Consider the following 26288-nt stretch of genomic DNA (forward strand, 5'->3'; position numbering starts at 1 on the left):
CGTATGTGCACAACGGGCAGGACCCCGGGGCGTGTTGCCCCGGGGCCCTGTCTCGTCGCGGTTCGGCGTCCCGCTCCCGCTACTACTCGGTCTTGATGGCTGTCAGCATGTTCAGGCGGGCGGCGCTGCGGGCCGGCCACATGGCGGCCAGGACGCCGACCACGGCGGCCAGCAGGAGGAAGATGCCGATCCGGTCCCACGGGAGGACCAGCTCGTAGTTCGGCATGGACTTCGCGATCGTGGTGCCGACGGCCCAGGCGAGGAAGACGCCGATGGCGACGCCCAGGACCGCGCCGAAGAGCGAGATCACCACGGCCTCCAGGCGGATCATGTTCTTCACCCGGCTGCGGTCGAGGCCGATCGCCCGCAGCATGCCGATCTCCTGGGTCCGCTCGAAGACGGACATCGCCAGGGTGTTGACCACGCCGAGCACCGAGATGATCAGCGCCATGCCGAGCAGGCCGTACATGACGTTCAGCATCGTGTTGATCATGCCGCCCATCTCGTTGCGCATGTCCTGCTGGGTGGCGACGGTGATGGCCGGGTTCTTGCCGAGGGCGTCGACGACCTTCTGCTGGCCGGCCGCGGAGGCCCCGCCGTCGACGTTGACGTACACCTCGGGGGTGTACTGCTCCTCGCTGTGGGCGCTGAGGATCTTGTTGTCGATGACGTACGGGGAGAGCAGGCCCTCCAGGTCCTCGTAGACCGCGCCGACCTTCAGGCTGCCCTGCCGGCCGTCGTCGAACTGGACCTGGAGCGTGGAGCCGACGGCCAGGTTCGCCTTCTTGGCGGTCTTCTCGGCGACCGCCAGCTCGCCCTTGCCGAGGGCGTCCAGCGAACCGCTGAGGACCTCGATGTTCAGCATCTGGTCGATGGCGCCCGGGGTGACACCGGAGGTCGCGCGGAAGTCCTCGCCGACCTTGAGGTAGCCCGCCGTCTGCGGGGAGACCGCCTTGATGCCGGGAGCCTTGGCCAGGGTCTCGGCCACCGACTCGTCCAGGCTGCCCATGTCGCCCGCCATGGAGACCCGGTAGTCCGCCTTGAGCTTCTCGGTGCTCATGCGGTCGACGACCTTGCCGACGGTGATGCCGAGCACGGACAGGGTGGTGACCAGGGTCAGGCCGATCGCCAGCGAGGCGGCGGTGACGGCGGTGCGGCGCGGGTTGCGGACGGCGTTCTGCGCGGCCAGCTTGCCGGGAACCCCGAACGCCTTCTGCAGCAGGGGGCGGACCGCCGAGATGACCGGCTTGGAGAGCAGCGGCAGCAGCACGATCAGGCCGATGAGCATGAAGAACGCGCCCGCGCCCATGATCATGCGGCCGGTGGAGCCACCCTTGGACACGCCCAGCAGGACCAGGCCGACGGCGAGGACGCCGATGACGGAACCGATGACGTTGCGCACGATGAGGGACTTCGCCGAGGCCGGCAGGTGGGCGCTGCCCATGGCGGCGACGGGGGCGATCCGGCCGGTGCGCCAGGCGGGCAGCAGCGCGGCCAGCGTGGTGACCAGGACGCCGATGACCAGGGCCGCGATGATCGTGCCCGGGGCGACCACGAGGTCGCCGCCCGGGAGCTTGGCGCCGAAGGAGCCGATCAGGGAGCGCATGCCGATCGCCAGGCCGAGACCGCTGAGCAGGCCGATGGCGGCGGAGACCGCGCCGACGACCAGGGCCTCGGCGAGGACCGAGCGCATGACCTGGCCGCGGTTCGCGCCGACGGCGCGCAGCAGGGCCAGCTCCTTGGTGCGCTGGGTGACCAGCATGGTGAAGGTGTTGTAGATCAGGAAGACGCCGACGAAGAGCGAGATGCCGGCGAACACGAGCAGCATGGTGCTCATGTTGCTCATGCCCTTCTCGATCTGCTCGGCCTGCTCCTTGGCGAGTGCCGCGCCGGTCTGCGCCTTGGTGTGCTTGTCGTCGAGCAGCGGCTTGATCTCGGCGAGCAGCTGGTCGGCGGAGGCGCCGGCCTTGGCGGCCACCGACAGCTCCTGGAAGTAGCCGGGCTTGAGGTAGAGCTCCTGGGCGACCTTGGTGTCGAAGAGCACGAGGCTGCCGCCGGCCTGGACGGCGCCGTCCTCGGTGGTGAAGACACCGGCGAGGGAGTACTCCTTGACCGGGCCGTTGGTGGCGACGCGGACCCTGTCGCCGACGTGGTAGCCGCCCGCGTCCGCGGTCGCCTTGTCGAGCGCGATCTCGTCGGCCTTGGCCGGCCCGGCGCCCTGGGTGAAGGCGTAGTTCGGGTCCTTGCCGTCCTTCACGGGGGCGTAGTTGGAGCCCTTGTTGGACCAGCCGGAGCCGATCAGCTTGCCGTTCTCGTCACCCACGCCGGCGAAGCCGGAGACGCGGCCGGAGACGGAGGCGACCCCGCCGAGGGCCTTGACCTTGTCGAGGGTCTGCTGGCTGAGGCCGGGCTCGCCCTCCTTCTGTCCGTTGTCGTCGCGGCCCTGGCCGTACGAGGTGACGGAGACGGCCACGTCTTCGTAGCTCTTGGCGGACTGGTTGGAGAGGGACTTCTTGAGGGTGTCGGTGAAGACGAGGGTGCCGGAGACGAAGGCGACGCCGAGGGTGACGGCGAGGACCGTCATCAGCAGCCGGGCCTTGTGCGCGAGGACGTTGCGCAGGGCGGTACGGAACATGGGGGATCTCAGTCCTGGGGCTGGAGTCTGGAGGAGGGCGGGGGGAGGGAGATCCCGGTCAGCTGGTGCGGCCCTTGGCGTCGAAGGCCTTCATGCGGTCGAGCACGCCGTCGGCGGTGGGGCCGTACATCTCGTCGACGATCCGGCCGTCGGCCAGGAAGATGACGCGGTCCGCGTAGGAGGCGGCCACCGGGTCGTGGGTGACCATCACGACGGTCTGGCCGAGCTCGCGCACCGAGTTACGCAGGAAGCCGAGGACCTCGGCGCCGGAGCGGGAGTCGAGGTTTCCGGTGGGCTCGTCACCGAAGATGATCTCGGGGCGCGAGGCCAGGGCGCGGGCCACGGCCACGCGCTGCTGCTGGCCGCCGGAGAGCTGGGTGGGGCGGTGGCTCAGGCGGCCGGTGAGGCCGACCATGCTGATCACGTTGTCCAGCCACTGCTTGTCCGGCTTGCGGCCGGCGATGTCCATGGGGAGCGTGATGTTCTCCAGGGCCGTCAGCGTCGGCAGCAGGTTGAAGGCCTGGAAGATGAAGCCGATCTTGTCCCGGCGCAGCTGGGTGAGCTGCTTGTCCTTGAGGGCGCCCAGCTCGGTCTCGCCTATGCGGACGGAGCCGGCGGAGAAGGTGTCCAGCCCGGCGACGCAGTGCATCAGCGTGGACTTGCCGGAGCCCGAGGGGCCCATGATCGCAGTGAACTGCCCCTGCCCGAAGTCCACCGAGACGTTGTCCAGGGCGACCACCTGGGTCTCGCCCTGGCCGTACACCTTGGAGAGGCCGGTGGCGCGGGCGGCCACGGCCTGGGTGGTGTGCGGGGCGTAGTTCATGGTGGTCACAGGACGGCTCCTCGATCTGCGGTGCGGGGACGTTCCCATCCTCGCCGCGGGCACCCCCGCTCCGGATCAGCCGCCGAGCTTGTTTCCGGGCCCACTCGAGACTGACGGAGGGGCCTCGCGCCTCCTCCTCTGGTATGACAGGAGCCCTGATCCGCGGGGCGGTGGCTCGGGGTGGCGCGCGGGTGGCGCGGCCGTCGAAATCCCGTCAATCCCGTACAGGTGGTGAGCGGCGCCCAGAACGGGCCGACCGTGCATTCTCGGGTCTGACGAACCCTCAAGCGCCAATAAAATCAGACAACATCGGGTTGACGGACGGTCAGTGGCGACGGCGTTACGGATAGGCTCGGATCAAGCGTTGAAGGCTTTTTCCACGGGGGCCGCCACGCCCTGCCCGGATGGTGGAATGCAGACACGGCGAGCTTAAACCTCGCTGGCCTTCGGGCCGTGCCGGTTCAAGTCCGGCTCCGGGCACTCCGCAGTTCTCGCGAGGCCCGCTCCTTTATCTCCTGCGCTTCGCCCTGCCTTCTCCTAAGATCCTCCTCCAGCAGTAGGGTGCTTTCTTTGCGAGCGCATTACTCTTGTTGCAAGGCCGCGCTCGGCGGCCACGGAGGAGTGAGATGAGGAGCAGTAACCCGGTCTTCTCGCGACGGGGGTTCAGCCGCGACAACGGTGGCCACGCGGGCTTTGCGACGCCGCAGCACCAGCAGGCCGGGACCAACCCGTACGCGACGAACCCGTACGCGACCGACCCGACCACGGGTATGCCGCAGGCACCGGCGCGCGCCGACGCGATGACCATGGACGACGTCGTGAGCCGTACGGCCATGACGCTCGGCACGCTCATCGTCACGGCAACCCTTTCCTGGGTGCTGCTGCCGGTCGACCCGGCCAACCTCGGCAAGTCGTACGGCATCGGCTTCGCCGCGGGCCTGGTCGCCTTCGTCCTGGTGATCATTCAGTCCTTCAAGCGCAAGGCCTCCCCCGGCCTGATCCTGGGCTACGCGGCGTTCGAGGGTGTCTTCCTCGGGGTCATCAGCGCAGCCGTCAGCACCTACCTCAGCCCCGGCGTGGTCATCCAGGCCGTGATGGGCACGATGTGCGTCTTCGCCGCCGTGCTCCTCGGGTACAAGATGGGCTGGATCCGCGTCACGCGCCGTTTCTACGGCTTCGTGATGGCCGCGACCCTCGGCTTCATCCTCCTGATGCTCACGAACACGCTGTTCGCGGTCTTCGGCGGCGGTGACGGCCTCGGCTTCCGCAGCGGCGGCCTCGGCCTGCTGTTCGGTGCCATCGGCGTCATCCTCGGCGCCTGCTTCCTCGCCATGGACTTCAAGCAGGTCGAGGACGGCATCGCCTACGGCGCCCCGCGCGATGAGGCCTGGCTTGCGGCCTTCGGCCTCACCGTCACCCTGGCGTGGATCTACGTGGAGATGCTGCGCATCTTCTCGATCCTCTCGGGCGACGACTAGCAGGACCCGCAGGCCACCCCGGCCTGCGCACGGCACACGGCATGGGGAAGGCCCCGCGAGCACACCGCTCGCGGGGCCTTCCCGCGTCCAGGGGAACGGGGGCCGGGGGAGGGGTTCAGCCGAACCGGCGCGCTGCTCTGCGCAGGTCGTACTCGTGGATGATCGCCTTGGCCTGGCCGTACGACAGCTCGTGCGCGCCGCGGAGCCAGCTGACCTTCTCCTCGAACCGGACGAGTGAGGGGCCTTCGTCGACGGTGCGGAGCCAGTCGGAGACCTCACGACCGGTGGTCTGGGGGATTCTGTCGATCATGTTGCGGTGTGTCTGTTCGGAGAACTCTACGGACATGGGCGCCTCCGGAGGTATCGCCGTGCTGTTCTCTTCACGCCACCGTGCCGGAGAGTTCGCCCGTTGGCAATGGTGCCCGGGCGGCGCGTAAGGTCGGCCGGGTGCTTGATACTTCGCCCCTGACCGCCGTCGTGGAACGTTTCGCCGACCGGCTGCGGGCCGCGCCGCAGAGCCGCCTGCAGCAGGGAGCCGCCGCCGTGGCCCTGGAACTGGCCCGCGAGCTCTCCGTACGGGCGCAGCGGCTGGAGACCCCCGGACAGGCGCCGCGGGAGCTGCCGGACGCCGGCATCTTCGTCGTCGGGGACCAGGTGGCCGTGGCCGGGCTGGACCTCGCCGAGGCGCTGCGCGCCGTGGCGGCCGGCCCGGACGGCGCGACGGCCCCGTCCGACGTGCTGGACGAGGCCGTGGGGCTGGTGGAGCAGGCGGAGATCAGAGCGACGCGATGACGCGGTCCGCGAGGATGTAGACGTTGCTGTCGGGGTCCTCCGAGTCACCACAGGAGAAGGTCAGCGCGTAGGCGCCGGAGATGCCCGAGCCGCCCAGCAGGACCGGGGCGGTGCCCGAACGCAGGGCCTCGGCGAGGCGCTCCGCGGTCTCCCGGTGCCCGGGGGTCATGCACAGCGTCGTGCCGTCGGTGAAGACGTACACGTCGAGCGTGCCCAGCGGGCCGGGGCGGACGTCCGCGAGGGCCGTACGGGCCTCAGCGAGCTCCTCCAGGCGGTTGACGGTGCGCTCGTGGTCGGCGCCGGGGTGCGAGGCCTGGGCCGGTACGAAGTCGGGGTGCGAGGGGTGGCGCCGGCGGGCGGCGGCCAGCTCGGCCGAGTCCTCGGGGTAGCCCGGGAGCTCGTCGAGGGCCTCCTCGCCCAGGAGGGGCTCCAGACCCACCATGTCGGCCTGCCGGGGCAGGAAGACGGGGCTGTCCTCACCGAGCCCGGCCAGGCCGCCCAGCAGCGACGGGGCGTCGGCGGCGTCGCGGGCCTCCTGCGCGGCCCAGAAGGCGCGCGCCTCGGCCAGCTCACGCTCGCGCTCCTCGGCGAGGGCCTCGGCCACGGCGGCTCGTATCTCGGCGGCGGGGGACTCCACGGCGCTGCGGGCGTGCGGAACGGTCGCACCGCGGTGCTGGACCGGCGCCGCCAGCTCGGTGCGCAGGGCGGTGACCTGCTTGCGCAGACCATGGACGGCGTGCAGCGCAGCAGCGCCCACGGCCGCGGCGGCGGCAGTGGTCAGCAGCAGGGCAAGAGACATGGCGCTCACTGACTAACTCCTGAGGTGATTCGATCCCCCGACTTCCTACATCAGAGTGTCCCGACCTGGGAATGGCGTGCAGTGCATTACGTCACGAATTGGACAGGGCTTTGGTCACAGCCGTACCCCGCTAACTGCCGCTGACCTGCACACATGCCGATCCCCCAGGAGATAGGTCACATCCTGGGGGAGATTCGGTCACAGGTAGGCCGCGAGGGGGTTAGATCCGGTGTCAGTACGCCGCAGGGGATCCGGCGGGATCCCTTGCGGCGACTGGGCACCGGTCTTGATCCAATGAGCTCGGGTGATCGTTTCCAGCTCAGGCGCTCGCTTCTTTGGTCGCGCTGAGCTTCGCCACCGCTACGGGCAGGTGCCGCCCCTCGTTCCTCGGGGCGACCCCTACCCTCCGCTACGGCTCAGCTCAGCCGCTCGATGACCATGGCCATGCCCTGGCCGCCGCCGACGCACATCGTCTCGAGGCCGAACTGCTTGTCGTGGAACTGCAGGCCGTTGATCAGAGTGCCGGTGATGCGGGCACCGGTCATCCCGAAGGGGTGACCGACGGCGATGGCCCCGCCGTTGACGTTCAGCTTGTCGAGGGGGATCTCCAGGTCCCGGTACGACGGGATGACCTGGGCCGCGAAGGCCTCGTTGATCTCGAACAGGTCGATGTCGCCGACCGTCAGGCCGGCCCGCTTCAGGGCCTGCTTCGACGCCTCGACCGGGCCCAGGCCCATGATCTCGGGGGAGAGGGCGGTGACGCCGGTGGAGACGATCCGGGCCAGCGGGGTCAGGCCCAGCTCACGGGCCTTGGTGTCGCTCATGATGACCAGCGCCGCGGCGCCGTCGTTGAGCGGGCAGCAGTTGCCGGCGGTGATCAGGCCGTCGGGGCGGAAGACGGGCTTGAGGCCCTGCACGCCCTCCAGGGTCACGCCGGCGCGCGGGCCGTCGTCGGTCGAGACGACCGTGCCGTCCGGGGTGGTGACCGGGGTGATCTCGCGGGCCCAGAAGCCGTTCTTGATGGCCTCTTCGGCGAGGTTCTGCGAGCGCAGGCCGAACTCGTCCATGTCCTGGCGGGTCACGCCCTTGAGGCGGGCCAGGTTCTCCGCGGTCTGCCCCATCGAGATGTAGGCGTCCGGGAGCAGGCCGTCCTCGCGCGGGTCGTGCCAGGAGGAGCCCTCGCTCTGCGCGACGGCGGCCGTACGGGCCTCCGCGTCGGCGAAGAGCGGGTTGTGCGTGTCCGGCAGGCCGTCCGAGGAGCCCTTCGCGAACCGGGAGACCGTCTCGACGCCCGCGGAGATGAAGACGTCGCCCTCGCCGGCCTTGATGGCGTGCAGCGCCATGCGGGAGGTCTGGAGCGAGGAGGAACAGTAGCGGGTGATCGTGGTGCCCGGCAGGTAGTCCATGCCCATCTGCACGGCCACGATGCGGGCCAGGTTGTGACCCTGCTCGCCGCCGGGGAGGCCGCAGCCGAGCATCAGGTCGTCGATCTGGCGCGGGTCCAGCTCGGGGATCTTGGCGAGGGCGGCCTGGATGATCGTCGCGGTCAGGTCGTCCGGGCGGACGTCCTTGAGGGACCCCTTGCCGGCGCGCCCGATGGGAGAGCGGGCGGTGGAAACGATGACGGCTTCGGGCATCGGGACTCCAAGGGGTGCGTCGTTGCGGGACCGCATGCGAAGTTACCGCCCCGTACGGTCGAGGTCACCGGGGTGGGAGTGTGATGCCGGTCGCTCCCGCGGGGGTGCGGGTGCTGTGAGCGGGTGCGGCGCCGCTGGTGGGGCCCTGCCCCAGACCCCGCGCCTCAAACGCCGGCGGGGCTGAAAGAGCGCGCCTCACAGGCCGGCGGGGCTGAAAGAGCGCGCCTCACAGGCCGGCGGGGCTGAAAGAGCGCGCCTCACAGGCCGGCGGGGCTGAAGACCGCGCCTCACACGCCGGCGGGGCTGGAGCCGGCGGTGGTGCCCGTGCCGGAGTCGGCCGGCGGGGTCGGGTCCTCGCCCGGTACCCGGCGGCGACGGCGGTGTTTGAGCAGGACCCACGGGCCGCGCGCGGCCGTGACCTCCGTACCCGCCTGGCCCGCCGCGGCGGACGCGGCCTTCGCCACCGGGAGCATGTCCTCGTCGCGGGACACGTCCAGCCGGTCCGACTCCGGCCACAGGCCGAGCGCCGCGCACAGCGTCGGCAGCACGGCCATGGCGGCGGTCGCGTACCCCTCCGCCGACGGGTGGTAGGAGTCCGGGCCGAACATCTCGCGCGGGTTCGCGGCGAACTCCGGGCCCAGCAGGTCACCCATGGAGACCGTACGGGCGCCCAGCGCGACCACTCCTATGGTCTGCGCGGCGGCCAGCTGCCGCGAGACCCGCCGGGCCACCCAGCGCAGCGGCTGGTACACCGGCTCGATCGTGCCCAGGTCAGGGCAGGTGCCCACGACGACCTCGGCCCCCGCCATCCGCAGCCGCCGCACGGCCGAGGTCAGGCAGCGCACGGACTGGGTCGGCGGCATCCGGCGCGTCACGTCGTTCGCGCCGATCATGATCACGCATACGTCCGGCGCGGGGCTCCCGTCGTTCAGCAGCAGCCCCGCCTGCCGGTCCAGATCGTCGGACATGGCCCCCGACAGGGCCACGTTGCGCAGCTCCACCGGGCGCTCGGCCACCGCCGCCAGCCCGGACGCCAGCAGGGCCGCCGGCGTCTGCCGGGCCCGCCGCACGCCGAGTCCCGCGGCCGTGGAATCGCCCAGCATGCCCAGGCGCAGCGGTCCCGGGCTCTGTTCCGGGCCGCCGAACTCGCTCCCGTACAGCCCGTCGGCGCGCGGCGGATCGCCCAGACCGGTGCCCACCGTGCGCTTGGCGAACTGCACCTCGGCCAGCACCAGACCCACCGCGGCGGCCCCGACCAGTCCGAGTCCGCCCCCGCCGTACGCTGCCCCCGCCGCGATCCGGCGGGCCGTTCTCGCCCTGGACACCCTTCAGGCCACCTCCTCGGTCCTCATTGATCCCTACCTGCCCCGTACGCACGGTCGGCCAATCCCTTTACGCATACTCTGGCCAGACCTCCCGGAGAACCCGTGGAGTCCCCTCCTTGGAGAACATGGTGCAATTCCACGACTCGATGATCAGCCTCGTCGGCAACACCCCGCTGGTGAAGCTCAACCGTGTGACCGAAGGCCTGCAGGCCACCGTCCTTGCGAAGGTCGAGTACTTCAATCCCGGTGGATCCGTGAAGGACCGGATCGCCGTACGGATGATCGAGGCCGCCGAGCAGAGCGGAGCCCTCAAGCCCGGCGGCACCATCGTGGAGCCGACCAGCGGCAACACGGGTGTAGGACTCGCCATCGTGGCCCAGCAGAAGGGCTACAAGTGCATCTTCGTCTGCCCTGACAAGGTGTCCATGGACAAGATCAACGTGCTGCGCGCCTACGGTGCCGACGTCGTGGTCTGCCCGACCGCCGTCGACCCCGAGCACCCGGACTCGTACTACAACGTGTCCGACCGCCTGGTGCGCGAGACCCCGGGCGCCTGGAAGCCCGACCAGTACAGCAACCCGAACAACCCCCGTTCGCACTACGAGACCACCGGCCCCGAGCTGTGGGACCAGACGGACGGGAAGATCACCCACTTCGTCGCGGGCGTGGGCACGGGCGGCACGATTTCCGGTACCGGCAACTACCTCAAGGAGGTCAGCGGCGGGAAGGTCAAGGTCATCGGCGCCGACCCCGAGGGTTCCGTCTACTCCGGCGGCTCCGGCCGCCCGTACCTCGTCGAGGGCGTCGGCGAGGACTTCTGGCCGACCGCCTACGACCCCAACGTCACGGACGAGATCATCGCGGTGTCCGACAAGGACTCCTTCCAGATGACCCGCCGCCTGGCGAAGGAGGAGGGCCTGCTCGTCGGCGGCTCCTGCGGCATGGCGGTCGTGGCCGCCCTGCGCGCCGCCGAGGGTCTCGGCCCGGACGACGTGGTCGTCGTCCTGCTGCCGGACAGCGGCCGCGGCTACATGAGCAAGATCTTCAGCGACGAGTGGATGGCGGGCCACGGCTTCCTGGAGGAGGCCGGACCGGCCGCCCGCATCGGCGACGTGCTGGACGACAAGGAGGGCGGCATCCCCTCCCTCGTCCACATGCACCCCGAGGAGACGGTCGGCCAGGCGATCGAGGTCCTGCGGGAGTACGGCGTCTCGCAGATGCCCATCGTCAAGCCGGGCGCCGGTCACCCGGACGTGATGGCCGCCGAGGTCATCGGCTCGGTCGTCGAGAAGGAGCTGCTGGCGGCGCTGTTCGCGCAGCGGGCCTCCCTGACGGACCCGCTGGAGAAGCACATGAGCTCGCCGCTGCCGCAGGTCGGCTCGGGCGAGCCGGTGTCCGAGCTGATGGCGGTGCTCGGTGAGGCGGACGCGGCGATCGTGCTCGTCGAGGGCAAGCCCACCGGTGTGGTGAGCCGTCAGGACCTGCTGGCGTTCCTGGCCAAGTCCGCCAAGTAGCCCGTACGGGGCCGCGCGTGGCCTTCGTGCAAACGGTACGGGCACGACACGTGACGGCAGCACCGGCTTAACACGGCTGGGGCACAGTGGTGGTTGTCGGCAGGGAGGACCGGGAGACCGGAACCCGGCCGGCACCACCGAACGGCGTACGCGTACCTCCGGAGCGGCTCCCGGACCGCGCGGACGTCACGGACGCGGACGGCCCTGACCCGGCCGTGTCCTGCGCGGGGACCGCCGTCGTCCCGCCCCTCGGGCAACCGAGGGTGCGGCGGTCCCCGCGCACCAACCTATTCGGCGGACCGGCGCCGGAACCGCTTGTTGGCGTGGATGAAGTTCACGCCCACGATCCCGGCCCAGGCGACCAGGAGCCCGCTGAAGTGCGCCTGCGCGGCGGCGATGGCCGACAGCGGGACCGCCAGCACCAGCGTGATGATCGCGAAGCCGAAGCGTTCGCCGAAGTTCCCGTCCGCCGGCGAGGCGGAGGGGCGGGTTTCGCCGCGGGCCGCGGACAGGCGTTCCTCCGCGAGGCGCCGCCGGACCTGGGTGTCGACCTTCTCGACGAACGAGTCCACCAGCGCGGCCTCGTACTCCGGACCCAGCTCCCGCCGGGCGTCCAGCGTGGCGTCGAGTTCCTTCTTCAGCTCTTGGGCGTGGGCGTCCATACCCCCAACGTAGGAAGCACCGCGGGCCCCCGCACTGGGGCTAGCCCCCGTATCCGCCGTATCCGCATCGCGGGCGCGGCTTGCCGAGCTGCATAACCACATGCAGAGTGCTCCGTGACTGAATAGATCGACGGGGACGGAGGGGACGGGAATGAGCGACAGCCCGGCCGCGCGGCTGCAGAAGCTGTTCGAGGGGCACCGGCTGACGCCGACGCAGCGGCGCATCGCGCACTGCATGGTCCGCGGGGCGGCGGAGGTGCCCTTCCTGTCGAGCGTCGAGCTCGCCGAGCTGGCCGGGGTGAGCCAGCCGTCGGTGACCCGGTTCGCGGTGGCCCTGGGCTTCGACGGATATCCCGCACTGCGCCGGCACCTGCGCGAGGTGGCTCCCGCCGAGCGGGTCGAGGCCGCGCAGGAGGACTCGTACAACGAGTACCAGCAGGCCGTCCTGGGCGAGATCGAGAACCTGCGGCAACTGGCGGAGATGCTCGCCGATCCCGCGCCGGTGGAGGAGGCGGGGCGGCTGCTCGCCGCCTCGGCCCCGCTGCCGGTGCTCGGGCTGCGGGCGGCGTCCTCGCAGGCGCGCGGGTTCGCGTACTTCGCCGCCAAGGTGCACCCGGACGTACGCCTCCTCGACGAGGGCGGCTCGATGCTCGCCGACCGCATCGACGCGGCCGCCGGCGCGGGGGCCTCGGCGCTGCTGTGCTTCGCACTGCCGCGGCATCCCCGGGAGGTGGCGGAGGCGCTGGAGCACGCGCGGGCGGCCGGGCTGAGCGTGGTGACGGTCGCCGACTCGGCCTTCGCGCCGGTGGCCCGCCACTCGGACCTGCTGATCCCGGCGCCGGTCGGGACGGGGCTGGCCTTCGACACGGCGTGCGCGCCGATGCTGCTGGGGCGGGTGCTGCTGGAGGCGATGGCGGACGCCCTCCCGGACGCCCAGGCCCGCCTGGAGGCCTTCGACGCCCGGGCCGCGGCGCGCGGCCTCTTCGTGGAATAGCCGCCTCAACCGCCGGCGCGGCTGAAGGACCCGGGGCTCCGTCCCAGACCCGGCGCCTCAAACGCCGGCGAGGCTGAAATACCGGGGCTCCGCCCCGCACCTCGCTCCTCAAGCGCCGGAGGGGCTGGATAGTGCCGACGGCGGCCAAATCCAGCCCCTCCGGCGCTTGAGGAGCGGGGTCTGGGGCGGAGCCCCAGGTTTTGAAGCCTCGCCGGCGATTGAGGCGCGGGTCGGGGCGGAGCCCGGGGAGGCTCCGCGCAGCGGCTACAGCAGGGCTTCGGCGTGGGCGCCGCCCGCCTCGGCCACGATCTCGGCGAGGCGCTGCGCCGGACGGACCAGGCTGAAGCGGACCTCGTCCTGCGGGCCCACCGTGAAGCCGTGGACCGCCGGGCGGGGCAGGCTGTTGTAGCCGTAGTGCGCGGTGAAGAAGTACGCGCCGGTGTCCGGGACGCCGATCAGGTCGCCGGGGGCGAGCCGCGGGAGTTCCCGGGCCGTCGCGAGCAGGTCGCCCGCGAAGCAGGCCGGCCCCGCGACGTCCTGCGCCACCGGCTCGCCGGTCTTCGGCGCGCCCTTCGCGTCGTACGCCAGGATCCGCACCGGCCAGGCCGCCGGGGCGTACGCGGTGCGCGTCGCCAGCTGCACCCCGGCGTGGGTGAGCGCGATCGGCCGGGAGCCGCTGGTCTTGGTGTACTCGACCCTGGCCAGCACCAGCCCGTGCTTGGCCAGCAGGGCCCGGCCGAACTCCGTGACCAAGCCGTACGTGCCCGAGAACAGCCCGGGGGCCGCCCCGCGCAGCGCGGCCACGTACGCGGCGCACCGGGGCGTCTCCTCGTCCGAGGCGAAGTTCACCGGCAGGCCGCCGCCGATGTCGAGGGTGTCCACCTGCCGACGTCCGGCCGCCTCGTTGATCTCCTCGGCCAGCGCGTGCAGTTCCCGTACGCCCTCCGCGATCAGGGCCAGGGGGACGCCCTGTGAGCCGGAGTGGACGTGCAGGCGGGTGAGCCAGGGCCGGTCCAGGTACGCCCGTACGAGCCATTCGCGCGCGCCGGGATCCCGCAGGGCGATCCCGAACTTCGAGGTCGACGTGGCGGTGGAGAGCGCGTCGATGGTCCCGGCGCCGGTCTGCGGGTTGATCCGTACGCCGATCGGGGACCGGGCCGGGCCCGCGCCGACCAGTGCGTCGAGCCGTTCCAGTTCCTGCGGGTTGTCGGCGTTGACGGCGATGCCCAGGGCCAGGGCCTCGCGCAGTTCGGCCACCGTCTTGGCGGGGGAGTCCAGGACGGTCCGCCCGGCCGGCACCCCGGCCGCCCGGGCCAGCGCCAGCTCGCCGGGGCTGGCCACCTCGCAGCCGAGCCCCGCGTCCGCGAGCAGCCGCAGGACCGGGACGAGCGGCGCGGCCTTGACGGCGAAGGCGTGCAGGACGGGGGTGCCGGGCGCCAGGGCGTCCGCGAAGGCGCTGGTCAGGGCGGCGGCGGAGGCCCGGATCCCGACGGTGTCCAGCAGGCAGGTCAGGGGCTCCGCGGAGTCGGCCCCGCCCACGAGCCCCTGTTCGACGGCGGCCCGTACGGCCAGATCCCGACGCGCGGCGGCATCCGCGCCCGCGTGCGTGTGTGCAGCCATGTCCGCCATCCCATCATCCGACAGGGCCGCCCGCAGCTGTTGACTGAATCTATTCAGGACGTCAGGATGTGAATGGAAATACCAACATCGGAGGAGGCACCGCCATGTCAGGACCCCGCCCCGTACGTGCCGCGCGAGGCACCGAGCTCAGCACCCTGGGATGGCAGCAGGAGGCCGCGCTGCGGATGCTCCAGAACAACCTCGACCCCGAGGTCGCCGAGCACCCCGACAAGCTCGTCGTCTACGGCGGCACCGGCAAGGCAGCCCGCGACTGGCGCTCGTACGACGCCATGGTCCGCACCCTCCAGACCCTCAAGCAGGACGAGACGATGCTCGTCCAGTCCGGCCGCCCGGTCGGCGTGATGCAGACCCACGAGTGGGCGCCGCGCGTCCTGCTCGCCAACTCCAACCTGGTGGGCGACTGGGCCAACTGGGAGGAGTTCCGCCGCCTGGAGCACCTGGGCCTCACCATGTACGGCCAGATGACGGCCGGCTCGTGGATCTACATCGGCACCCAGGGCATCCTCCAGGGCACCTACGAGACCTTCGCGGCCGTCGCGGCCAAGAAGTTCAACGGCACCCTCGCCGGCACCATCACCCTGACCGCCGGCCTCGGCGGCATGGGCGGCGCCCAGCCCCTGGCCGTGACGATGAACGACGGCGTCGCGATCTGCATCGACGTCGACCCGCGCGCCATCGACCGCCGCATCGAGCACCGCTACCTGGACGTCAAGGCCGACAACCTGCGCCACGCCCTCCAGCTGGCCGTCGAGGCCCGCGACGCCCGCAAGCCGCTCTCCATCGGCCTGCTCGGCAACGCGGCCGAGCTGCTCCCGCAGATGCTGGCCGAGGGTGCGCCCATCGACATCGTGACCGACCAGACCTCGGCCCACGACCCGCTCGCCTACCTCCCCGTCGGCGTCGACTTCGACGACATGGGCGCCTACGCCGCCAAGGACCCGGCCGGCTTCACCACCCGCGCCCGCGAGTCCATGGCCAAGCACGTCGAGGCCATGGTCGGCTTCATGGACGCCGGCGCCGAGGTCTTCGACTACGGCAACTCCATCCGCGGCGAGGCCCAGCTGGCCGGCTACGACCGCGCCTTCGCCTTCCCCGGCTTCGTCCCCGCCTACATCCGGCCGCTGTTCTGCGAGGGCAAGGGCCCCTTCCGCTGGGCGGCGCTGTCCGGCGAGGCCTCGGACATCCACAAGACCGACAAGGCGATGCTGGAGCTCTTCCCGGAGAACGAGTCCCTGCACCGCTGGATCAAGATGGCGGGCGAGCGCGTCCACTTCCAGGGCCTGCCCGCGCGCATCTGCTGGCTCGGCTACGGCGAGCGCGACAAGGCCGGCGAGCGCTTCAACGAGATGGTCGCCGACGGCACCCTCGCCGCCCCGCTGGTCATCGGCCGTGACCACCTCGACTGCGGCTCGGTGGCCTCCCCGTACCGCGAGACCGAGGCCATGCTCGACGGCTCCGACGCCATCGCCGACTGGCCGCTGCTCAACGCCATGGTCAACGTGGCCTCCGGCGCCTCCTGGGTCTCGATCCACCACGGCGGCGGCGTCGGCATGGGCCGCTCCATCCACGCGGGCCAGGTCACCGTCGCCGACGGCACCCCGCTGGCCGGCGAGAAGATCCGCCGCGTCCTCACCAACGACCCGGGCATGGGCGTCATCCGCCACGTCGACGCCGGCTACGACATCGCGGAGTCGGTCGCCGACGAGCGCGGCGTGCGGGTCCCGATGCGCGAGGGCGACTCCGCGTGAGCGAGGCAGACTTTCCGGGTGCGGCGTCGCTGCTGGGGGCGCTGCCCCCGGACCCCCGCGCCTCGAACGCCGTCGGGGCCGGGTCGTTCCACGCCATGTGGGCGGAGCTCGCCCCCATCGGCCGCCACGCCGACAGCGGCGGGTACCGCCGTTACGCCTGGAGCGGGGCCGACGCCGACTGCCGGACCTGGTTCCAGGCGCAGGCCGAGGCGCGCGGGCTGACGTACGAGACCGACCGCAACGGCAACCAGTGGGCCTGGCTCGGCGACCCCCTCGCGGGGGACGCCGTGGTCACCGGCTCGCACCTGGACTCCGTCCCCGACGGCGGGGCCTTCGACGGCCCCCTCGGGGTGGTGTCCTCCTTCGCGGCCCTGGACGAACTCCGCAGGAGGGGCACGGAGTTCTCCAGGCCACTCGCCATCACCAACTTCGGTGACGAGGAAGGGGCCCGCTTCGGCCTCGCCTGCGTCGGCTCCCGGCTCGCCGCCGGGCAGCTGACCAAGGAGAAGGCGTACGAGCTCCGCGACGCCGACGGCATCGGCCTGCCCCGGGCCATGGAGGCCGCCGGCTACGACCCCGAGGCCATCGGGGCCGATCCGGAACGGCTCGCCCGCATCGGCGCCTTCGTCGAGCTCCACGTGGAACAGGGCCGGGCCCTGGACCTGAGCGGGGACCGCGTCGGCATCGCCTCGGCGATCTGGCCGCACGGCCGCTGGCGGTTCGACTTCCGCGGCGAGGCCAACCACGCCGGCACCACCCGGCTGGTCGACCGCCGCGACCCGATGCTCACGTACGCGGCGACCGTCCTCGCGGCCCGCACCGAGGCGGCCCTCGCCGGGGCCGTGGCCACCTTCGGGAAGATCTCCGTCGAGCCCAACGGGGTCAACGCCATCCCCTCGCTCGTGCGCGGCTGGCTCGACTCCCGGGCCGCCGACCAGGCCACCCTCGACACGGTCGTGACCGCCATCGAGAAGGCCGCCCGCGAGCGCGCCGACCAGGACGGCATCGACCTCGGCATCGTCCGGGAGTCCTTCACCCCGGTCGTCGAGTTCGAGCACGCCCTGCGCGACGAGATGAACCGGATCCTGGGCGGGGCCGTCCCCGTCCTCGGCACCGGGGCGGGACACGACGCCGGAATCCTCTCCGCGGCCGTCCCGACCGCGATGCTGTTCGTACGGAACCCCACCGGCGTCTCCCACTCCCCGCGGGAGTTCGCCGCCGAGGACGACTGCGTGGCCGGCGTCCTCGCCCTCGCCGACGTACTGGAAGGCCTGGCATGTCGTTGACGACGTACTGGCTGGAGCACGCCTGGCTCGGCGCCCACGTCGAGCCGGGCGTCGCCCTGGAAGTCACGGAAGACGGACGCATCGGCGCCCTGCGCACCGGGGTGCAGACCCCGCCGCCGGGCGCGGAGGTGCTGCGCGGCCTGACCCTCCCGGGCCTGGCCAACGCGCACAGCCACGCCTTCCACCGGGCCCTGCGGGGCACCGTCCAGGTCGGCTCCGGCACCTTCTGGACCTGGCGCGACCTCATGTACAAGGTCGCCCAGAACCTCACCCCCGACACCTACTTCGCGCTCGCCCGCGCGGTGTACGCCGAAATGGCGCTGGCCGGCATCACCAACGTCGGCGAGTTCCACTACGTACACCACGCGCCGGGCGGCGCCCCGTACGCCGACCCCAACGCCATGGGCGAGGCCCTGATCGAGGCCGCCGCCGCGGCCGGCATCCGGATCACCCTCCTCGACACGGCCTACCTCTCGGCCGGCTTCGGCGAGGCCCCGAACCCGCACCAGCAGCGCTTCTCCGACGGCACGGCCGAGGCCTGGGCCGAGCGCGCGTCCGCCCTGAAGCCCCGCGAGCACGCCCTGATCGGCGCCGCGATCCACTCGGTGCGCGCCGTGCCCGCCGACCAGCTGGCCACCGTCGCCCGCTGGGCCGAGGAGCGCGAGGCTCCGCTGCACGTCCACCTCTCCGAGCAGACCGCCGAGAACGACGCCTGCCAGGCCGCCCACGGCCGCACCCCGACCCGGCTGCTCGCCGACCACGGGGTGCTCGGGCCGCGCACCACCGGCGTCCACAACACCCACCTCACCGATGCGGACATCGCCCTGCTCGGCGGAACCACCACCGGCACCTGCATGTGCCCCACCACCGAACGCGACCTCGCCGACGGCATCGGCCCGGCGACCCGCCTCCAGCACGCGGGCAGCCCGCTGTCGCTCGGCAGCGACAGCCACGCCGTGATCGACCTGCTGGAGGAGGCCCGCGCGATGGAGCTGAACGAGCGCCTGCGCAGCCGCACCCGGGGGCACTGGACGGCGAACGCCCTGCTCACCGCCGCCACCGCCGACGGCCATGCGGCGCTCGGCCTGGCCGACGCGGGCCGCCTGGAGGCGGGCGCGCTCGCGGACTTCACCACGCTCGCGCTGGACTCCGTCCGCACGGCGGGTCCGCCGGCCCGGCTGGGCGCGGAGACGGCGGTCTTCGCCGCCACCGCCGCCGACGTCCGCCACACGGTGGTCGGCGGCCGCCACATCGTCCGCGACGGCGCCCACACCTTGGTCCCCGACGTCCCGTCGGCCCTGTCCGACTCCATCGCGGCCCTGCGCGCCTGACCGATCCAGCCTCGCCGGCGTTTGAGGCGCGGGGTCTGGGGCGGAGCCCCAGGAAACCGAGAGGAACCATGACCACCACCTGCATCACCAACATCGGCAGCCTCGTCACCAACGACCCGTCCGTCGGGGACGGTTCACCCCTGGGCCTGATCGAGAACGCCGCCGTCGTCATCGACGGCGACAAGGTCGCCTGGGTCGGCCCCGCCGCCGAGGCGCCGGCCGCGGACGAGGCCTTCGACGCGCAGGGTCGGGCCGTCATCCCCGGCTTCGTCGACTCCCACTCGCACCTCGTCTTCGCCGGCGACCGCACCCAGGAGTTCAACGCCCGGATGTCCGGACGCGCCTACTCCGCCGGAGGCATCCGCACCACCGTCGCCGCCACCCGCGCCGCCACCGACGCCGAGCTCGAGGCCAACCTCGTGCGCCACCTCGACGAGGCCCGCCGCCAGGGCACCACCACCTTCGAGACCAAGTCCGGCTACGGCCTCACCGTCGCCGACGAGGCCCGCGCCCTGCGCATCGCCGCCGCGCACACCGAGGAGGTCACCTACCTCGGCGCGCACATCGTCTCCCCCGACTACGCCGAGGACCCGGCCGCGTACGTGGACCTCGTCACCGGCGAGATGCTGGCGGCCTGCGCCCCGTACGCCCGCTGGGTGGACGTCTTCTGCGAGAAGGGCGCCTTCGACGGCGACCAGGCCCGCGCGATCCTCACCGCGGGCGCCGCCGCCGGTCTGATCCCGCGCGTGCACGCCAACCAGCTGTCCTACGGTCCCGGCGTACAGCTCGCCGTGGAGCTGGAGGCCGCCTCCGCCGACCACTGCACCCACCTGACCGACGCCGACGTGGACGCCCTCGCCCAGGCCGCCTCGACCACGGTCGCCACCCTGCTGCCCGGCGCCGAGTTCTCCACCCGCGCGGTGTGGCCCGACGCCCGCCGCCTGATCGACGCGGGCGCCACCGTCGCCCTGTCCACGGACTGCAACCCCGGCTCCTCCTACACGAGCTCCATGCCGTTCTGCATCGCGCTCGCCGTCCGCGACATGCGGATGACCCCCGACGAGGCCCTGTGGTCGGCCACCGCCGGCGGAGCCCGCGCCCTGCGCCGTGCGGACATCGGCACCGTGACCCCCGGAGCCCGCGCCGACCTGGCCCTGCTGGACGCCCCGAGCCACGTCCACCTCGCCTACCGCCCGGGCGTCCCGCTCGTCTCGGCCGTCTGGCAGCGGGGCCGCCGCGCGCACTGACGAACGGTCAATCCGGGGTTGTCCTTTGTCTTCCCTCCGCAAGACCCCGGGCGTACCTTGAGCCACCAATCTGATGTGTCGTCAGTTATTTGTGGCCCGAGGGGAAGACGAAGGTGTCCGACCGCAAACGCTCCACCGCGCTCGCGCTGGCCTCCGCGCTGGCCGGATCGGCGGTCCTGCTGGCCGCCCCCGCAGCCCACGCCGCCGTCGTCGACGTGGCCTACGACTGCAAGACCCCGATCGGGGACAAGTCGGCGATCTCGCCCATCGAGATCAAGGCAGTCAAGGACGGCGAGGCGTACAAGCTGACGATGTCCTTCCAGAAGGGCGTCTCCTCCAGCCCCATCGAACTGGGCAAGGGCGCGATGAGCCCCGGCGCCGTCGTCCTCGTCGACGGCGCGGAGAAGGTGTCCGTGCCGGTCTCCGGCCCGCCCAACCCCGAGGCCGTGCCCGCCGACACCCCCATCAAGATCACCGACCTCTCGGGCACCTACACGCCCAAGAAGAGCGGCAAGGTCACCTTCACCGCCGGCGTGCTCACCATCAAGGCGATGGGCACCACGACCACCTGCACCCCCGGCAACAGCCCCGGCCCGTCCCTGGAGCTCGACGTCACGGCCGCCGGCGGCGCCGCCGCCCAGTCCGGCGGCGGCTCGGGCGAGGAGACCCTCCCGCAGACCGGACCCACCGACTCCGCCCTCGCCCTCGGCACCCTCGGCGGCACCGTGCTGCTCTCCGGCGTCGCCGGCGTGCTCTGGCTGACCCGGCGCGGCCAGCGGGCCCGGTCCTGAACGGAGCGCCCCCGGCCATGCCCGTGCTCCACGTCCCCCACGTCCCCCGCGTCCCCCGCGTCCCCCACGCCCCCCGCGTCCGCCGGGGCGCCGGCCTGCTCCTGCTCGTCGCCGCGCTGTACGCGGCCCCCGCACCGCCCGCGTACGGCAGGGCCGCCGACGAGCCGGGCTGGACCGCCGAGCCCGCCGCGGGCCAGGCCGTCCCCCGCGCCGGCGACCGCCCGCCCTCCGCGCGCCCGTACTTCTACATGGCGGGCACCGCCGGCACCGTGCTGGAGGACCGCCTCGCCCTGGCCAACACATCCGACCAGGAGCACACCGTCACCCTGCGCGGGGCCGACGCCTACAACACCGCCGACGGGGCCTTCGCCCTGCGCCCCGCCGCCGGATCCACCGGCGCCGGCGCCTGGATCAGCTTCGGCGCCGGGACCACCGTGAAGATCCCGCCCCACACCCGGGCCGTGGTCCCCTTCACCGTCACCGTGCCGCCCTCGTCCCCGCCCGGCGACCACCCCGCCGCCGTGGTCGCCACCGAGGCCGGCCGCGAGGTGGGCGTACGGGTCCACCTGCGGGTCGGCGGCCCCACCCTGGCGGCCCTCACCGTCGAGGACGTCGCCGTACGGGGCCGGGGCGGGGCCGCGGTCGTCGCGTACACCCTGGTCAACCGGGGCAACGTCGCCCTCGCCCCCGAACTCTCCCTGCGCGCCGAGGGCCGTTTCGGCGAGGTCCCGGACCGCGGCGCCCGGGCCCTGCCGGTGGAACTGCTCCCGGGCCAGCGGATCGAGCTGACCGAACCCTGGCGCGGCGCCCCGGTGCTCGACCAAGTCCGCGTCACCGTCACCGTCACCGCCCCCGGCGGCGCCCGGGCCGAGGGGAGCGCGTCCGCCTGGTTCCTGCCGTGGCGGGCCGCCGGCTGGACGGGCCTCGGCCTGCTCGCCCTCGGCGGGACCACGCCGGCCGCACTGTTCCTCGTACGGGGCCGGCGGACCCGGCAGGACCCGCCCGGCGGCGAGACGCCCGGCGAGCGGCCCGGCGAGACGCCCGGGACCCCCGGCCCGACCCCTGCACCGGAACACGAACTGACGGGAGCGTCCAGGTGAGCGCCATGGTCGGCGGCAAGGGCCGCGGCAAGGCCGGCCGCAGGGTCCGGTCCCTCCTGGCGGGGCTGGCGGTGTGCGCCCTCGCGCTGTTCCCCGCGGCCCCGGCCGCGGCCGACGAGGGCAGACCCACCGTCGCCCTCTCCCTCCAGGAGGCCGCCAAGGGCACCGAGATCACCGTCACCGGCACCGGCTGGCGGGCCAGGACGCTGGTGATGCTGCTGGTCTGCGGGCAGAACATGATCGGCGGCACCAACAGCTGCGCCAACGCCGACGGCGCCGCCGTCTCCGTCGCCGACGACGGGCGCTTCACCGCCCGGCTGGCCGTGGTCGCGCCGCCCAAGCCCTGCCCCTGCGTCGTCAACGTCACCTCCGTCAACGGCGACCAGTCCACCGTCGCGACCCCCCTGAAGATCACCGACCATCCGGTGGCCGAACTGCCCGCCGAATCCGGCACGGCCCGCCTCGCGATGCTCACCGGGGTCCGGCTGGAGGGCGAGGACGGGGTGCTGACCTGGTTCGGCGCCCCGCCGAGCCGCAAGTTCAAGGTCACCGTCGGCAATCTCGGCTCGGCCCCGGTCAAGGACCCGGTCTTCCAGCTCGGCACCGCCCACGGGGTGTTCGCCCCGCTGTGGGAGGAGGCCCGGTGGAAGGGCACCATCCCGCCGGGCGGCAAGGCGGAGATCGCGTTCGACGTCGCCCTCACCGCCGGCGCCCACGGCGACTACACGATCTCCCTCAAGTACGGCGAGACCGTGGTCGCCACCCAGCCCTGGGGCGTGGACCGCCCGTACGGGGTGCTGCTCTTCTGGGGCCTGCTCCTGCTGGTGATCCCGGCCGCGGTCTTCCGCGTCGGCATGGCCGTCGTCGCCAAGGTCCGGCCGCGCGCCGTGCCCGCGGCCGGCCGCCACCGGGGCGCGCGGCCCGCCGAGGCGGCAACGGCCGTGACGGCCCGGCTGCCCCGGATCCCGGCCCTGCGCCCGGCCGGACCGGCCCGCTCCGAGCAACCCGCGGAGCCCCCTTCGACCACCACGGCGGTCCTGCCGTGGTTCACCCCGGACAGCGCGCCGGAGACAGCACCACAGACGTCCGCACCGTCTGAGAACCGTTCGACGACGAAGGGACCAACGTGAAGACCCAACGGAGGGTGAGCGCGGCCGTGGTCGCGCTGCTGCTCGGCGGCGCGGGCATCGCCATCACGGCTTCTCCCGCCCAGGCCGCGGAGACCAAGTTCAACGTCAAATGCGTTCCCCCGGCCGGGGGCGGCAGCCCCGTGGAGGGGGAGACCACCGCCAAGGTCACCGCTCCGGCCTCGGCGAAGGTCGGCGACGAGGTCGACGTGTCCTGGGAGACGGTGAAGCCGGCCTCGAACAACACGGACCTGATGGACATCCCGCAGGACGCGGTCCAGCCCACCGGCTGGATCACCGTGAGCGGCGGTGGCGGTGAGCTGAAGGTCGTCGGGGAGAAGAAGAACCCGCCGATCCCGAAGAAGGCGCCCATGCAGATGTCCGTGATGAAGGGCAAACTGAAGCTGACCAAGGCCGGGAAGATCACGCTGACCCCCGGCAAGTACGACGTGGCGGTCACCTTCTCCTTCGGCACGTTCGTCACCAAGTGCGCGCCGACCGGCGCCGTGGGCGTCGGCGCCACCATCGACGTCTCGGCCGGCTCCAGCGGCGGTACGACGACCGGTGGCACGACCACAGGCGGTACGACGACCGGTGGCACGACCACAGGCGGTACGACCACCGGTGGTACGACGACCGGTGGTACGACCTCGGGCGGCTCCACCACCGGCGGCGGAGGCGGCCAGACCGACTTCCCGGGCAAGGCGGTCGAGGTGGCCTTCGACTGCGGGCCGGTCGTCCCGGGCGGGATCAAGACCCCGGTCACCATCAACGCCAAGAAGAACGGCGGCAGCTACGACCTCACGGTCAAGACGGCCAAGGGCGCGATGGCGGCGCCCATGGCCCTGCCCGCGGGGGCCCTCAAGCCCTCGATGGACGTGAAGCTCGGCGGGGCGGACAGCGGCACGGTCAAGGTCTCCGGCCCGGCCAACGCCGACCCGATCCCGGACAAGGCCCCCGTCAGCCTCAGCGACATGACCGGCACCTACAAGCCCGGCAAGTCCGGCAAGGTGACGCTGAGCCCGGACCAGCTGACCATCGACGTCACGATGGCCCCCGGCTCCACGCCGATCAACGTCCCCTGCAAGGCTACGAGCAGCGGCGTCTCGCTGGAGCTGGACACCACCGCCCAGCCGGGCGGCTCCGGTTCCTCGACGGCCTCCGGCAGCAGCACTTCGGGCGGCGGCCTCGCCGAGACCGGCGCGGAGGACGAGGGCGGCATCAAGGCCCTGGCCCTGGTCGCCGGCACGGTGATCCTGCTCGGCGGCGCGGTGTTCACCTTCACCCCGTGGCGCCGCCTGCGCGGCACCCGCTGACACGCGAACGGCCCGGCACACCTTCCGGTGTGCCGGGCCGTTCCGTGGTGCGGGGCCGAACGCGTCAGTTCGTGGCGCCCATCAGCTCGTTGACCTTCTTGCGGTACATGAAGATCGCGAGACCGGCGAGCACGGCGGCGACCGCCTGGAAGAGGATCACCCCGACGCCGTTCAGCTGCACGTCGGCCAGACCCATCAGACCGGTGACGCAGTCACCGGCGGTGACGGCGAGGAACCAGACACCCATCATCTGGGAGCCGTACTTCTGCGGCGCCATCTTCGTCGTGACCGACAGGCCGACCGGCGACAGGCACAGCTCGGCGAGCGTGTGCATCAGGAAGATGAGCACCAGCCACCACATGGTGACCTTGGTGTCGTTGCCGGCGGTCTGGCTCAGCGGCAGGGCGAAGACGAAGAACGAGGCGCCGACGATGATCAGGGCCACCGAGAACTTCACGATGGTGCTGGGCTCGCGGTTGCGGCGGGCCAGGGCCACCCACGCGGCGGCGAAGACCGGGGCCAGGGCCACCACGAAGAGCGGGTTCAGCGACTGGAAGATGACGGTGGGGACTTCCCAGCCGAACAGGGCGCGCTCGGAGTTCTTGTCACCGAACAGCGAGAGCGTCGAACCGCCCTGGTCGTAGATCATCCAGAAGACGGCGGCGGCCACGAAGAACCAGATGTAGGCGCTCATCCGGGTCTGCTCGACGGTGGACAGGTCCTTGTCCCGCTTGATGCGCACGAGGACGGCGACCGGGATGAGCAGACCGGCGATGGTGATCGGGTACAGCGCCCACTTGATGGTGTACATGTCCGCGGCGACCACGGCGCCGTAGAAGACGGCGACGACGGCCAGGACGGCGAGTGCCTTGACGATCACGGCCTTGCGCTCGGCGGCGCTCAGCGGGTTCGGGACGAGGCTGCTCTTCGGGCTCAGCGTGCGGCCGGCGAGCAGGTAGACCACGAGGCCGATGCCCATGCCGACGGCGGCCAGCGCGAAGCCGAGGTGCCAGTTCACGAGCTCGCCGACCATGCCGATGCCGACCGGTGCGAGGAGGGCACCCACGTTGATGCCGATGTAGAAGATCGTGAAGCCGCTGTCACGGCGCGGGTCGTCCACGCCCCGGTACAGGTGGCCGACCATCGTGGAGATGTTGGCCTTCAGCAGACCGGAGCCGACCGCGACCAGCAGCAGACCGACGAAGAACGCGATCTGGCCGGGCAGCGCGAGCGACACGTGGCCCGCCATGATCACGCCACCGGCGATGGTGACCGTCTTGCGGGCGCCCCAGACGCGGTCACCGAACCAGCCGCCGGGCATGGCCATCAGGTAGACCATGGCCACGTAGACGGAGTAGATCGCCGTGGCCGTCGCCGCAGTGAAGCCGAGGCCGCCGCCCTGGCTGCCGGTCGCGGCGTCGACACCGCCGGAGACCAAGTACAGGACGAGAAGCGCACGCATGCCGTAGTAGGAGAAGCGCTCCCACATCTCGGTCATGAACAGCGTGGCCAGGCCGATCGGGTGGCCGAAGAGGGTCTTCTCGTGAGCGGGGCTCGGAGAAGCCGTCGTCAGGCTGGAAGCCATGGTCGATCCTTGCTTGCTCGGGACGCTTGGCTTCGTGAGCTCATCCGCGCCCGGTGGGGGGTGGCCGGCACCGGCGACGGATCTCCCACCCCACGCCCGGGGGTCTCGCCCCCCATGGGGTTGGGGGCGAAGAGAAACATCCGTAACCGGGATCCACGCCCGCTCGCGCACCTTCGCGCGGGGGCCCGGCCCACAGGTCATTCACTGTCATCAAGCCCGGACAGGTGAGTCCCGCAAGACTGGCCCGTCCGGTCAGGACAGAAATAGAAACCTTTGGCGCGCTTTTCGGCACAAAGGTCCCTGAGGTAGTGCATCAGGCGTCTCGCCACCATACGACACGACACTGCGGCATATGAAAGGACTTGAGAGATGGATCACAGGCGCGCCGGGAACCGTTCGACCATATTCGAAGGCGCTTAGTAGTTCATAAGCGCAGATAGAGAGGGGTGTGCAGGGA

General features: G+C 72.0%; 21 protein-coding genes and 1 tRNA gene. 13 read left to right on the forward strand and 9 right to left on the reverse strand.

Features of this window, described 5'->3' with window-relative positions:
* Positions 1 to 82: 82 nt before the first annotated feature.
* Both IF88_RS0124550 and IF88_RS0124555 read right to left on the reverse strand, forming a co-directional pair.
* Entirely contained in the window at positions 83 to 2635 is a 2553-nt protein-coding gene (locus IF88_RS0124550; RefSeq protein ID WP_030716441.1) for an ABC transporter permease, read from the reverse strand.
* A gap of 58 nt (positions 2636 to 2693) precedes the next feature.
* Complete coding sequence (locus IF88_RS0124555) at positions 2694 to 3458, reverse strand: ABC transporter ATP-binding protein (RefSeq protein ID WP_107050626.1); 765 nt, start codon at positions 3456 to 3458, stop codon at positions 2694 to 2696.
* 398 nt (positions 3459 to 3856) lie between these two features.
* On the opposite strand from IF88_RS0124555, the gene IF88_RS0124560 reads away from it, so the two are divergent.
* Together IF88_RS0124560 and IF88_RS0124565 are read left to right on the forward strand one after the other, a co-directional pair.
* Positions 3857 to 3938 (forward strand) — tRNA-Leu (locus IF88_RS0124560).
* 146 nt (positions 3939 to 4084) lie between these two features.
* A complete protein-coding gene (locus IF88_RS0124565; RefSeq protein ID WP_030716445.1) occupies positions 4085 to 4936 on the forward strand; it encodes a Bax inhibitor-1/YccA family membrane protein in 852 nt (283 codons plus the stop codon).
* A gap of 115 nt (positions 4937 to 5051) precedes the next feature.
* Here IF88_RS0124565 and IF88_RS0124570 read toward each other — a convergent pair whose 3' ends face one another.
* Entirely contained in the window at positions 5052 to 5282 is a 231-nt protein-coding gene (locus IF88_RS0124570) for a DUF4287 domain-containing protein (RefSeq protein ID WP_030716449.1), read from the reverse strand.
* 101 nt (positions 5283 to 5383) lie between these two features.
* Here IF88_RS0124570 and IF88_RS0124575 point away from each other — a divergent pair, with 101 nt between their 5' ends.
* Positions 5384 to 5728 (forward strand): hypothetical protein, encoded by a 345-nt coding sequence (locus IF88_RS0124575; RefSeq protein ID WP_030716452.1) that lies wholly within the window; start codon positions 5384 to 5386, stop codon positions 5726 to 5728.
* Here the strand turns inward: IF88_RS0124575 and IF88_RS0124580 are convergent.
* The 3 genes from IF88_RS0124580 to IF88_RS0124590 all read right to left on the reverse strand — a co-directional run bounded on the left by IF88_RS0124580 (position 5712) and on the right by IF88_RS0124590 (position 9489).
* Positions 5712 to 6527 (reverse strand): hypothetical protein, encoded by an 816-nt coding sequence (locus IF88_RS0124580; RefSeq protein WP_199808129.1) that lies wholly within the window; start codon positions 6525 to 6527, stop codon positions 5712 to 5714. The two genes, IF88_RS0124575 and IF88_RS0124580, sit on opposite strands and share 17 nt — an antisense overlap.
* 416 nt (positions 6528 to 6943) lie before the next feature.
* The gene (locus IF88_RS0124585; RefSeq protein WP_030716459.1) at positions 6944 to 8164 is read right to left on the reverse strand and encodes an acetyl-CoA C-acetyltransferase; all 1221 of its coding nucleotides are present in this window, start codon (positions 8162 to 8164) and stop codon (positions 6944 to 6946) included.
* A gap of 287 nt (positions 8165 to 8451) precedes the next feature.
* On the reverse strand, positions 8452 to 9489 hold the full coding sequence (locus IF88_RS0124590; protein WP_030716462.1) for an SGNH/GDSL hydrolase family protein: 1038 nt from the start codon (positions 9487 to 9489) through the stop codon (positions 8452 to 8454).
* 128 nt (positions 9490 to 9617) lie between these two features.
* Here IF88_RS0124590 and IF88_RS0124595 point away from each other — a divergent pair, with 128 nt between their 5' ends.
* Positions 9618 to 11003, forward strand: coding sequence for a cystathionine beta-synthase (locus IF88_RS0124595; RefSeq protein WP_030716465.1), 1386 nt, complete (start codon positions 9618 to 9620; stop codon positions 11001 to 11003).
* Positions 11004 to 11290: 287 nt separating this feature from the next.
* On the opposite strand, the gene IF88_RS0124600 is transcribed toward IF88_RS0124595, so the two are convergent.
* Positions 11291 to 11665 carry a hypothetical protein gene (locus tag IF88_RS0124600; RefSeq protein ID WP_030716468.1) on the reverse strand — a complete coding sequence of 125 codons (375 nt, stop codon included), beginning with the start codon at positions 11663 to 11665 and terminating at the stop codon, positions 11291 to 11293.
* A 151-nt stretch (positions 11666 to 11816) separates the two neighbouring features.
* On the opposite strand from IF88_RS0124600, the gene IF88_RS0124605 reads away from it, so the two are divergent.
* Positions 11817 to 12659: a MurR/RpiR family transcriptional regulator gene (locus IF88_RS0124605; RefSeq protein WP_030716471.1), complete on the forward strand. Its 843-nt coding sequence runs from the start codon at positions 11817 to 11819 to the stop codon at positions 12657 to 12659.
* A gap of 264 nt (positions 12660 to 12923) precedes the next feature.
* On the opposite strand, the gene IF88_RS0124610 is transcribed toward IF88_RS0124605, so the two are convergent.
* A complete protein-coding gene (locus tag IF88_RS0124610; protein ID WP_030716477.1) occupies positions 12924 to 14279 on the reverse strand; it encodes a diaminopimelate decarboxylase in 1356 nt (451 codons plus the stop codon).
* Between the two features lie 104 nt (positions 14280 to 14383).
* On the opposite strand from IF88_RS0124610, the gene hutU reads away from it, so the two are divergent.
* The 8 genes from hutU (at position 14384) to IF88_RS46700 (ending at position 24246) form a co-directional block, all read left to right on the forward strand.
* Positions 14384 to 16048 carry a urocanate hydratase gene (gene hutU, locus IF88_RS0124615; protein WP_030716479.1) on the forward strand — a complete coding sequence of 555 codons (1665 nt, stop codon included), beginning with the start codon at positions 14384 to 14386 and terminating at the stop codon, positions 16046 to 16048.
* Between the two features lie 95 nt (positions 16049 to 16143).
* Entirely contained in the window at positions 16144 to 17334 is a 1191-nt protein-coding gene (locus tag IF88_RS0124620; protein WP_030716482.1) for an allantoate amidohydrolase, read from the forward strand.
* Positions 17325 to 18665 (forward strand): formimidoylglutamate deiminase, encoded by a 1341-nt coding sequence (locus IF88_RS0124625; RefSeq protein ID WP_030716484.1) that lies wholly within the window; start codon positions 17325 to 17327, stop codon positions 18663 to 18665. The genes IF88_RS0124620 and IF88_RS0124625 overlap by 10 nt, the downstream gene beginning before the upstream one ends.
* Positions 18666 to 18733: 68 nt before the next feature.
* Complete coding sequence (gene hutI, locus IF88_RS0124630) at positions 18734 to 19912, forward strand: imidazolonepropionase (protein ID WP_030716487.1); 1179 nt, start codon at positions 18734 to 18736, stop codon at positions 19910 to 19912.
* 113 nt (positions 19913 to 20025) lie between these two features.
* Positions 20026 to 20703 (forward strand): LPXTG cell wall anchor domain-containing protein, encoded by a 678-nt coding sequence (locus IF88_RS0124635; protein ID WP_030716489.1) that lies wholly within the window; start codon positions 20026 to 20028, stop codon positions 20701 to 20703.
* Positions 20704 to 20720: 17 nt separating this feature from the next.
* Positions 20721 to 21803, forward strand: a complete 1083-nt coding sequence (locus tag IF88_RS46695) for a hypothetical protein (RefSeq protein ID WP_051837494.1) — start codon at positions 20721 to 20723, stop codon at positions 21801 to 21803.
* Positions 21804 to 21808: 5 nt separating this feature from the next.
* Positions 21809 to 22933 (forward strand): hypothetical protein, encoded by a 1125-nt coding sequence (locus IF88_RS0124645; RefSeq protein ID WP_030716495.1) that lies wholly within the window; start codon positions 21809 to 21811, stop codon positions 22931 to 22933.
* Positions 22930 to 24246, forward strand: a complete 1317-nt coding sequence (locus tag IF88_RS46700) for a hypothetical protein (RefSeq protein WP_158754556.1) — start codon at positions 22930 to 22932, stop codon at positions 24244 to 24246. The genes IF88_RS0124645 and IF88_RS46700 overlap by 4 nt, the downstream gene beginning before the upstream one ends.
* Positions 24247 to 24310: 64 nt before the next feature.
* On the opposite strand, the gene IF88_RS0124655 is transcribed toward IF88_RS46700, so the two are convergent.
* A complete protein-coding gene (locus IF88_RS0124655; RefSeq protein ID WP_030716500.1) occupies positions 24311 to 25831 on the reverse strand; it encodes a peptide MFS transporter in 1521 nt (506 codons plus the stop codon).
* Positions 25832 to 26288: the final 457 nt, after the last annotated feature.

It is taken from the genome of Streptomyces sp. NRRL F-2580, from assembly GCF_000720115.1.
Classification (GTDB): domain Bacteria; phylum Actinomycetota; class Actinomycetes; order Streptomycetales; family Streptomycetaceae; genus Streptomyces.

Bases quoted from the DNA above. Each gene is read 5' to 3' on its own strand.
- hutU (WP_030716479.1), top strand. From the start codon at position 14,384: ATGTCAGGACCCCGCCCCGTACGTGCCGCGCGAGGCACCGAGCTCAGC.
- IF88_RS0124610 (WP_030716477.1), bottom strand. From the start codon at position 14,279: ATGGCTGCACACACGCACGCGGGCGCGGATGCCGCCGCGCGTCGGGAT.
- IF88_RS0124600 (WP_030716468.1), bottom strand. From the start codon at position 11,665: ATGGACGCCCACGCCCAAGAGCTGAAGAAGGAACTCGACGCCACGCTG.
- IF88_RS0124585 (WP_030716459.1), bottom strand. From the start codon at position 8,164: ATGCCCGAAGCCGTCATCGTTTCCACCGCCCGCTCTCCCATCGGGCGC.
- IF88_RS0124580 (WP_199808129.1), bottom strand. From the start codon at position 6,527: ATGTCTCTTGCCCTGCTGCTGACCACTGCCGCCGCCGCGGCCGTGGGC.
- IF88_RS0124555 (WP_107050626.1), bottom strand. From the start codon at position 3,458: ATGAACTACGCCCCGCACACCACCCAGGCCGTGGCCGCCCGCGCCACC.
- IF88_RS0124570 (WP_030716449.1), bottom strand. From the start codon at position 5,282: ATGTCCGTAGAGTTCTCCGAACAGACACACCGCAACATGATCGACAGA.
- IF88_RS0124645 (WP_030716495.1), top strand. From the start codon at position 21,809: ATGGTCGGCGGCAAGGGCCGCGGCAAGGCCGGCCGCAGGGTCCGGTCC.
- hutI (WP_030716487.1), top strand. From the start codon at position 18,734: ATGACCACCACCTGCATCACCAACATCGGCAGCCTCGTCACCAACGAC.
- IF88_RS0124605 (WP_030716471.1), top strand. From the start codon at position 11,817: ATGAGCGACAGCCCGGCCGCGCGGCTGCAGAAGCTGTTCGAGGGGCAC.
- IF88_RS0124625 (WP_030716484.1), top strand. From the start codon at position 17,325: ATGTCGTTGACGACGTACTGGCTGGAGCACGCCTGGCTCGGCGCCCAC.
- IF88_RS0124550 (WP_030716441.1), bottom strand. From the start codon at position 2,635: ATGTTCCGTACCGCCCTGCGCAACGTCCTCGCGCACAAGGCCCGGCTG.
- IF88_RS0124620 (WP_030716482.1), top strand. From the start codon at position 16,144: ATGTGGGCGGAGCTCGCCCCCATCGGCCGCCACGCCGACAGCGGCGGG.
- IF88_RS46695 (WP_051837494.1), top strand. From the start codon at position 20,721: ATGCCCGTGCTCCACGTCCCCCACGTCCCCCGCGTCCCCCGCGTCCCC.
- IF88_RS0124565 (WP_030716445.1), top strand. From the start codon at position 4,085: ATGAGGAGCAGTAACCCGGTCTTCTCGCGACGGGGGTTCAGCCGCGAC.
- IF88_RS0124655 (WP_030716500.1), bottom strand. From the start codon at position 25,831: ATGGCTTCCAGCCTGACGACGGCTTCTCCGAGCCCCGCTCACGAGAAG.